This window comes from Ideonella livida (genome assembly GCF_010499455.1).
Taxonomy (GTDB): domain Bacteria; phylum Pseudomonadota; class Gammaproteobacteria; order Burkholderiales; family Burkholderiaceae_C; genus Ideonella; species Ideonella livida.
Genome location: NZ_JAAGOH010000065.1, coordinates 1 through 7,873 on the forward strand (window position 1 = coordinate 1; position 7,873 = coordinate 7,873).

The following is a 7,873-nucleotide window of genomic DNA, read 5'->3' on the forward strand; positions in this document are numbered from 1 at the left end:
GGCGGCGGGGTGTCGGGCAGGATGGCGATGCGGGCGACCTGGGGGCGGGGCTTGGCCTCGCCCGCGCCGACCCAGGACTTCAGGGCCCAGGCCAGCAGGGCGATCAGGGCCACGGCGGCCAGGCCCAGGCCGGCGCGACGCAGCAGCGCGGCGCTGACGCGGCCACGCTGCCCGCGCGGGCGGCCCTGGGCGGCCAACGCACTCTGGCGGGCGATGAGGGCGGTGGTGTGGTGCATGGGGGGCTCCTGGGGGAGGTGGACGCTCAGGTCCCGATGCGGGCGGTGACCAGGCCCATGTCCACCGCCAGGCGGTTGCACAGGTCGATGACCTGCACCACCTGCTCGTAGGCGGCCTGCGCATCGCCCTTGATGGCCACGGTGAGCTTGGGGTCGCGGGCCTTGGCCTGGGTCAGGCGCTGCTCGATCTCGGCCAGCGAGAGGGCCGAGCCGTTGAGCAGCAGGGCGCCGCTGGCGGCCACCTGCACGATGAGCAGTTCATGCGGTTCGCTCATGGGCTTGAGCGAGGGTTTGGGCATCTGGATGGTCAGGCCCTGCACCGAGGCGGTGGTCATGAGAATGAACACCACCAGCAGCACGTAGGCCAGGTCCAGCATGGGGGTGACGTTGATGGTGTCGTAGGGCTTGGTGTCGTTCTGAACCTGCATGGCGGGCCTCCTTCAGCCGGCGGCGGGGGCGCGCTGGGTGACCAGGCCCACCTCGGTGATGTCCAGGCGCTTGAGGGCCTCCAGCACCTCACTGACCTTCTGGTACGGGGCTCGGGCATCGGCCTTGAGCACCACGGGCAGCGCGGGGTTGGCGGCCTTGTAGCTGGCCAAGCGGGCACCCAGCTCCTGGGCGTTGGCCACGGGGTAGGCGTCCAGGTAGAGGGTGCCGTCGGCGGTCAGGGTGATGGCGCGCAGCTGGGGTTTGGCCAGGGAGGCGGCGGCCTGGGTGCGCGGCGACTGGACCTTGACGCCCTGGACCGAGGCGGTGGTGAGGATGATGAAGGTCACCAGCAGCACATACGCCAAGTCCAGCATCGGCGTGATGTTGATGTCGTCGTAGGGCTGGTTGTCGCTGCGGACGTCGGCGGCCATGGTGGCGCTCTCCCGGGGCTCAGCGCTGACCGTGCGCCTCGGCGGCGCGGGTGACGAACTCGTCCACGAAGATCTGCATGTCCGAGGAGATGTTCTTGATCTGCGCGGCCAGCCAGTTGTAGCCAAACAGCGCCGGGATGGCCACGCCCAGGCCGGCCACGGTGGCCAGCAGCGCGGCGGCAATGCCCGGGGCGATGGCATTGACGTTGACGTCACCGGCTGCGGCGATGGCGGCGAAGGTGATCATCACGCCCACCACCGTGCCCAGCAGGCCCAGGAAGGGGCCGCCGGAGATGGCGATGGTCAGCAGCACCATGCGGGCGTTGAGGTGGTGGTTCTGGCGCACCTGCACCGCATCCATGGTGGCCTTGATGGCGTCCAGGGCGGCACCGCTGAGCTCGGTGCGGCCGGCGTCAAAGCGCTTGCCGATCTCGGCCTGGCCGGTGCGCCAGAGCTGGTAGAGGGTGGAGCCGTCCAGGCCCCGGGCGTCCTTCAGGCTCTCGCCGCTGAGGTCGGCGCGGAAGCGGTGGAGGAAGCGGTCGTTGGCCTGCCCGATCTGGCGCACCAGACGGGCCTTGGTGACCATGACCCAGGCGGCGATGGCGAACATCACGCCCAGGATGACGATGACCACCCAGGCGTCGACGGTGAGGTTCTTGACCAGCACGCCCATGTAGCCGGGCTCGCCGCCCTCCTCGGGCTGCCCCACCTGGTCGCGGCTGGCGCGCACCAGGCCACCGTCCAGGCCCTGGGCGGCATGGCCCAGCACGGTCCAGGCCGGCCCTTCGGCGCGGGTGAGCAGCTGCACTTCGTCCATCAGGCCTTTGAAACCCCGGCCCAGCTCCAGGGCGGTGACGGCGCCCAGCGACGGGGCGGCGGCTTGGCCCACGGCCTGGCCGTTCAGGCTCAGCGTGGCTTGGCCAGCCTGCACACTCAGCACCACATGCGCCCAGGCGCCGGCCGGCAGCGCGGCAGGGCCTACACGGGCGGCGCCGGCCTGAAGCTGGAGCTGGCCACCGCTGCGCTGCAGGCGCAGCGGGCCCAGGGCGGCCAGGGTGGCGTCAGCGGTCTCGTCCTCGGGCTTGACCCACAGGGCCAGGGTGAAGTCGCCGCCGCCGGCGATCTGCTTGCCGGCCACCGGCAGGCTCAGCAGGGTGCCGTCGCTGCGCCAGGCGCCGCCCAGCAGGCCGGCGGCCTCGCGCTTGGGCTCGCCCAGCACCAGGGTGGCGGTGGCGCCGTGGGCGCGGTCGGTCACCGGGCCGCTGGCCTCGTCAAAGTGCAGCACGGCGGCAAAGCCTTCGGCAAAGACCGGGGCGCGGGTCTCTTGGGGGGCCTGGGCGTTGCAGGCGTAGACATGCAGCAGGTTCTTGTCGCTGCCGGCCTCCACCACGGGCAGGCGCACCCACAGCACGGCCAGCTCGTTGATGGGATCGAAGCGCTCGATCTCGAAGGGCAGTGGCGTCTTGTCGTCGGCGCCGATGACCCGCAGGTCGCTGCCATCGGGCTGGGCGGCGGTGAAGTCGAAGTTGCCGGTGTGCAGGCGCACCGGCACCACCACGTCCTGCACGGCGGCAGGCAGCTTGAGGCCCTGGTCGCGGGTGTCGAGCACGATGCGGGCGCGGGTGGTCCAGGCGTCCTGCCACCAGGCATGGGCCGGCGCGGCCAGGGCGCAGGCGGCGGCCAGGCCCAGGAAGAGCTTGCGGAGGTTCATGGCAGTGGAGCGTTGCGGAGCGGTTGGGGGCACGGGGGAAGTCATCGGGAAACAGCAGGTACGTCAGGCGCGGCCGAAGCCGAGGAACTCCAGCAGCAGGGCACGGCGCTGGCGGCGGCGGCGGCGCTCGTCCTCGTCTTCGGAGGTGGCGCCGGCGGCGGTGCTGCTGGCCAGGGGCTGGGCCGCCGTCAGCGGCACGGCCGGCGCGGCCACCGGGGCGCCCTGCACGCTGCCGCCCTTGATGTCGTCGGCGCCGCGCACGGTGACCGCGCCCAGCACCACCTGGCCGCTGGAGCGGATGCCGGCCTCGCCGGCGTCAATGGCACCGGCCGGGGCGTAGAGGTCCAGGGTGCTGGCGGCGTTGAGCACGGCGATGCCGCTGCCGCTGAAGGCGCCGCTGGTGTCCACCACGATGCGGCCGGTGTTGGGGTCCAGGCGGTACACCGGAGCGGGCGCGCCCACCACGGTCTTGGCGCCGCGGCCGGCGTCGATGTCGCCCTGCGAGGACCACAGCAGCACATCGCCCTGGGCCAGGGTGAAGACCCGGCTCTGGTTGACCAGGAAGTCGTCGCGCACCAGGGCGCTGATGCCGCCGCCGGCCACCGTCACCAGGCCCAGCTCGTTGGCGCCCTTGAGGCTGGAGCCGGTCTCGCCGGCGTTGACGCCTCCGCCCGGGGCCAGCAGCACGATGTCGCCCCCCTGCAGGGTGCGCACGGTGGACTGCGGCAGGCGGATGTCACCGCCGGGGCGGGCCGCGGCGTCGGCGGCCGTGTCTTGCGGGAAGAGCAGGTCCAGGGCCTGGTAGGCCTGGGCATAGGCGGTGGCGCGGGCGCCGGCGTCGCCGGCCTGCACGGCGGCGCGGCCGGCGCTGCGCACCTCGCCCACCAGCACCTGCTGCAGCCACAGCACCTGGCGCGCCCGCGGCAGGGCCTCGAAGGCGCTGCGCGCCTGCTCCAGGCTCAGGCCGGTGCGGCCCTCGTGCGTGGCCATCCAGGCCACCAGGGCCTCGCCGGTGCTGGTGGTGGTCACCTCGGCCTCGGCGCGGGCCAGGGCGCCCAGGATCTCGCCACGCCGGTCCGCCGCCTGTCGGCCCAGCTGGCGGGCCAGGGCCCGGCCCAGCAGGTCCTCGCGCAGCGGGTCGGACAGGCCGCTCCAGGCGGCCAAGGCCTGGGCCGGGGTGTCGGCGGCGTGGTCGGGCAGGGCCCGCACATACCGCACCACCGCCTCCTGCCAGGCGCTGTCGCCCAGCAGGGCCTGCACCCGGGTGACCTTCTGCCACAGCGGCAGGGCCTCGAAGGCCTCGGCCGTGGCGCTGCCCAGCAGCACCGGGCCGGCCGGATCACTGAGCAGGGCGTAGAGGTCGGCGGCATGGTCGCCCAGGCCGGTGCCCAGCAGGTGGGCCCCCTGGTCCAGCGCGGCCTGCAGGTCGGTGGCGGCCAGGCCGGCCACCAGCGTCAGGCGGGCGCCTTGGGCGGCCAGCAGGCCGTTGTCGTTGTTGCCGTTGCTGACCAGGCCACTGCCCTGGCCCAGGTCCAGGTGGCGGCCAGCCAGCAGCACCACATCGCCCGGGCCGCCCACCAGCAGGCCCCCCAGGCCGAACTGCAGGTCACGGCCGGCCTGCAGCAGGGTCAGCTCGGCGGCGCCGCCTTCGCCGGCAGGCTGGTGCTGCACGTCGATGAGGGCCACGTCGCTGTCCAGGCGCAGGTCGCGGCCGGCCTGCAGGGTCAGCGGGCGGGCGCTGCGCAGGCCGTTGGCCAGCACCAGGTCGCCCTGGGCGGCCACCAGGCGCACCGGGTCGCGGTCACTGGCGTCCAGGCGGGCGCCATCGCTGCGGCGCAGGGTGCCGGGCAGCAGCTCGGCCTCGGCGCTGCCCAGGCCACCGTCGGCATGGAACCAGGCCAGCCCGCCGGACAACCGCGCGGCATTGACCTGCAGGCCGTCCTGCAGGCGCAGGTCCTGCCCGGCCACCAGGTCCAGGCGGGTGTCGGCCTGCTGGGCCTGCTGCACCAGGCTGCCGATGCCCCAGGGGCCGGCCAGGCTCAGGTCGCCGCTGGGGGCGGCCAGCCGCACCTGGCCGGGCAGCAGCATCAGGGGGGCGGCAAAGAACTCACCGTCCAGGCCGTGCTCGGTCTCCTTGTCGGTGCGCCACACCAGGTCGCCGGCGGTGGCCACGGCGTTCAGCGTGGCCTGGGTGTCCAGGCCGGCCAGCCAGCGGCCGTCCAGCGCATAGGTGGACTGCAGCGAGCCCACGGTGAGGTCGCGCCGGGCGCCCAGGTGCACCGCGGTGTCGGCATGGGCCAGCACCAGGGCGTGCTGGTCGTCGCCCGGGCCCAGGCCGGCCTGGGTCTGGAAGGCGATGTCGCGCCCGGCGCGCACCGTCAGCGCGGCGCCACCGGCTTGCACCACGCCGTTGACCACGTCGCGGCCGGCCTGCCAGCGCACGCTGCCACCGCCCCAGCGGTGGGCCACGCCGTCGGCGCCAAAGTAGCCGCTGCCGGGGGCGGCGGCCACCAGGTTGACGATGTCCTGCCCGGCGCTGACCTGGATCTGGCCGCCACCGAAAGTGCCCAGGCCGTGCTGGAAGTGCGCGGTGCCGGCGCTCCACCAGGTGGTGGCCAGGCCGTCGGACCCGGTGAACTGGCCGCTACTGCTCCACTCGTTGGGGTGGGCGGCGTAGGCATTGCCCTCGATGCGGCTGACGGACTTGCCGCGCACGCTGCCACCGGCGCGCACCCGCACGTCACCGGCATCGAGGAAGAAGGCGCTGTCCTGGGCCACGCCGGCACGGCGCACGGCCAGGGCCTGGGCGTCGGTGGTGGAGACGCCGGTGGTGTAGGCCCGCACATCGCCAGCAGTGAGCTGGACGTCGCCCGCGGCGGCCAGCACCAGTTCGCCCACGCTGGTGGAGACGGTGGTGACGCTGCGCGCGGTGCCCAGGCTCAGGTCACCGGCGCCGGTGGCGCCCAGGCCCAGGAGGCTGGCGCTCTCCAGGTCGGCGCCGGCGATGAAGCGCAGGCTGCCGCCGCTGGCCAGGGGGCTGGCGCCCTGCCCGGCCTGTACGCTGGCCTTGACCTGCAGGTGGCCAGCGCTGCGCACGGTCAGCGAGAGGTCGCCCACGGTGCTGGCGTCGCCACCGGCAAAGCGCACCCGCTGGGCGTCGGAGGCCAGGCTCCAGGGGCCGGTGAGGCTGAGGTCGCCGCTGGCGCGCAGCTCGGCGCCGGCATGCACCTGCACCCGGCCGGCCAGGCCGTCCTGCCCGGCGCTCAGGCGCTGGGCGATGCCCCGGGCGCCTGCGCCCGAGGCGGTGCCGCCGTCGCCGTCGATGAAGGCGCTGGCCTCGCGCACCACCGTGGCCTGCAAGCCGCTGGCCGGGCCGGCCAGGGTGCCAGCGGCGTCGTAGCGCTTGAGGCCTTCCACGTCCAGGCGGCCCACGCCGGCCAGGGTGCCGGCCAGGGGGTCGATGGCCACCTCGGTGCGGCCGGTGCCGGCCTCGGTCAGGCGCAGGGCCTGCAGGGTCAGGCGGCCGGTCTGGGTGCTCTGGGCCCCGGCCTGCAGGTCGACCCGGCTGCCGGCGGCCAGGGTGATGCCGGCGTCCTGCAGGGCGCCGGCCTCGTCCAGGCGGGCGCTGCGCAGGCTGCGGATGAAGAGCTGCCCGCCCGCGCCCTGGGCCTGGGTGGCGCCGGCCAGGACCTGGGCGCCGTCGGCCAGGCGCACCGCACCGCTGGCCGACAGGCTGACGCGGCCGCCCTCGACGCCGCGGGCGTCCAGGGTGCCCGCCACGTCCAGGGCGCCATGGTCCGCGGCCAGGTCGATGTCGCGGGCGGCCAGGGTGTGGCCGGCGGACAGGCTCAGGCCACCGCCGCCGCGCTGGCGCACTTGCAGGGCGCCACCAAAGTCCAGGCCCTGGCCCGCGGCCACGGCGGCCTGCTGGGCGCGGGCCAGGCCGTCCAGGTCCACGGTGCCCAGGCTGTCGAGCTGGAGCGTGGCCCCGCCCTGCCCGGCCAGCGTGCCGTCCAGCTGCAGGCGGCCCGCGCTGGCCTGCAGCTGCAGGGTGCCGCCCTGGGCGCCGGTGGCGCCGCCGTCGGCGGCCGACACGTCCAGGCGGCTGCCGGCCTCCAGCAGCACCGCGCCCTGCTGGCTGACCAGGCGCGCGGTGCCACCGTCCAGCGGCACGTCCACGCCGCCGGGGCTCAGGGTGCGGCCCGCCAGGTCCAGCCGGGCCTGCGCCCCCAGGCGCAGGTGGTCCTGCGCGGTGGCGCTGAGCTGGCCCGCCGGCAGGGTGATGCGGGTGTCGGCCACCAGCGTGCCGCCGGCCTGCAGGGCCAGGGTGGCGCCCACAGCCGCGGCATCGGGGTCCAGGGCGCTGCCCGCTCCGGCCAGCAGGCTGAGGTCGCCGCCGGCCTGCAGGGCCTGGGAGACGCCGGCCACCGTGGCCTGCACGCCGGGCGTGAGGACCTTGAGGTCACCGCCGGTGGACAGGCTGCCGCTGCCGGCCAGGGCCAGCGCGCCGCTGAGGTCCAGGACGACTTGCTGTGCGCCCTGGACCGCCACGGCGCCTTCGGCCAGGGTCAGGGCGCCGGCGCTGGTGCGCACCGTCAGGCGGCCGGCTCCGCGGCCGGCCGCGGCGGTGGCGCCCGTGCTGTTCTGCAGGGTGACCTGCTGGGCGCGCACGGTGGCGCCGGCCGCCCCGGTGGCGGCGGAAACATCCAGGTTGGGGGTGTCCAGGCGCAGCTCGGCCAGGCCGGCGCGGCCCAGGCTGGTGGCTTCGCCCAGCACCAGCCGGTCGTAGGCGCGCAGGGTGATCGCCTCGGCGCGGGACAGGGCGGCCAGGGTCTCGGCCTGCAGCTGCAGCGCACCGGCGCCGCCGTCGGCGCCCAGCGCCAGGCGGCCACCGGCCAGGGTGATGTCGGCGGCCTGCCAGCGCGGGCTCTGGCCCAGGTGGGCGGCGCCGCTGCTGTCCAGCACCAGGGTGCCGCCGTCGGCCTGCAGGGCCACCGCGTCGCCCAGGTCGAGCTGGCCGGTGCGGGCGGTGGCGCCGGTGCGCTGCAGGCCGGCGCCGGCCGCGG

The 7,873-nt window shown here is 75.3% G+C and carries 5 protein-coding genes; all 5 read right to left on the reverse strand.

The genetic code is table 11. From position 1 onward, the window contains the following. A partial coding sequence (locus G3A44_RS22865; RefSeq protein WP_375138689.1) for a hypothetical protein occupies positions 1 to 236 on the reverse strand: 236 nt, incomplete at its 3' end. Positions 237 to 262: 26 nt separating this feature from the next. Continuing rightward, positions 263 to 664 carry an ExbD/TolR family protein gene (locus G3A44_RS22870; RefSeq protein ID WP_163460064.1) on the reverse strand — a complete coding sequence of 134 codons (402 nt, stop codon included), beginning with the start codon at positions 662 to 664 and terminating at the stop codon, positions 263 to 265. Between the two features lie 12 nt (positions 665 to 676). Then, positions 677 to 1,096, reverse strand: coding sequence for an ExbD/TolR family protein (locus G3A44_RS22875; protein ID WP_163460065.1), 420 nt, complete (start codon positions 1,094 to 1,096; stop codon positions 677 to 679). A 19-nt stretch (positions 1,097 to 1,115) separates the two neighbouring features. Continuing rightward, positions 1,116 to 2,807 carry a MotA/TolQ/ExbB proton channel family protein gene (locus G3A44_RS22880; protein ID WP_163460066.1) on the reverse strand — a complete coding sequence of 564 codons (1,692 nt, stop codon included), beginning with the start codon at positions 2,805 to 2,807 and terminating at the stop codon, positions 1,116 to 1,118. 63 nt (positions 2,808 to 2,870) lie between these two features. After that, on the reverse strand, positions 2,871 to 7,873 hold a 5,003-nt coding region (locus G3A44_RS22885; RefSeq protein ID WP_163460067.1), incomplete at its 5' end, for a filamentous hemagglutinin family protein.

Coding starts and splice junctions, on each gene's coding strand:
- G3A44_RS22875 (WP_163460065.1), bottom strand. CDS start 1,096: ATGGCCGCCGACGTCCGCAGCGACAACCAGCCCTACGACGACATCAAC.
- G3A44_RS22880 (WP_163460066.1), bottom strand. CDS start 2,807: ATGAACCTCCGCAAGCTCTTCCTGGGCCTGGCCGCCGCCTGCGCCCTG.
- G3A44_RS22870 (WP_163460064.1), bottom strand. CDS start 664: ATGCAGGTTCAGAACGACACCAAGCCCTACGACACCATCAACGTCACC.